An 853-nucleotide genomic window follows, 5' to 3' on the forward strand; every position below is an offset into this window, starting at 1 on the left:
AGATGATGTTTTAGAGCTTCAAAAGATTCATAACAATAGAGCAAGTATTACTTTAGAAGAAGTTTATAGGGTTAATCCTGACATAATTTATATTAGTAATTTTAATCCTTTACAACCTCAAGATTTTTTTAACAGCAAGGAATGGCAAAGGTTAAAAGCTGTGAAACAAAAAAGAGTGTATAAGTTGCCATTAGCGACTTATCGTCCTTTTGCACCTAGCCTTGATCTTGCACCATTTTTACTTTTTCTTGCCAAACACAACCATCCAGAACTTTTTGCAAATCTTGATGTCAAAGAAGAGTATAAAAAACATTTTAAGAATTTCTATAGACTTGATTTGAATGAAAAGCAACTTGAAATGATTTTTAATCCTGATTCAAATGCAGGAAGACTCTAAGGACATTCAATGAAAAAAACTTTTTTCTTGTTTTTTGTATCAACGCAAATCTTTTTTGCTCAAGAGATCAAAACAGTGGCTGTTATAGGTGGAATGTGGCCTATGCCTCCATTGTTGAAAGTATGGACTGATGCAAAAATTATTGCTATGCCTAAAGCTTCGATTAATTCCATTGAGAATTCAATTATGAAAGATTTTTTCCCAGAAATCAAAGAGGTAAAAATTGGTTCAAATGGCAACACAGATAACATTGAAGAACTTTTACAACTCAATGCTTCTTTATACATTTGCCATAAGGCTGAGGAATTTCTTTGCCAAAAGCTTAGCAAAGTTGGAAAAGAAAGTTTGAGTTTAAGCATTAATATCGACAACTACAATTCCAAAAAAACTTTAGCGTATTGGCTTGAGAATTTAGCACAGTACTTTCCTATTGAAACAAAGAATCAAAAACTTATC

General features: G+C 31.7%; 1 protein-coding gene and 1 pseudogene. Both read left to right on the forward strand.

The features are described 5' to 3' along the window. On the forward strand, positions 1-397 hold a 397-nt coding region (locus OQH62_RS08530), incomplete at its 5' end, for an ABC transporter substrate-binding protein (RefSeq protein ID WP_323053660.1). Between the two features lie 9 nt (positions 398-406). Beyond that, a pseudogene (locus OQH62_RS08535) lies at positions 407-853 on the forward strand (hypothetical protein); the annotation flags it as partial.

Origin of the sequence: Campylobacter sp. MIT 21-1684 (assembly GCF_026241315.1) — a bacterium.
In the GTDB taxonomy this organism is placed as follows: domain Bacteria; phylum Campylobacterota; class Campylobacteria; order Campylobacterales; family Campylobacteraceae; genus Campylobacter_D.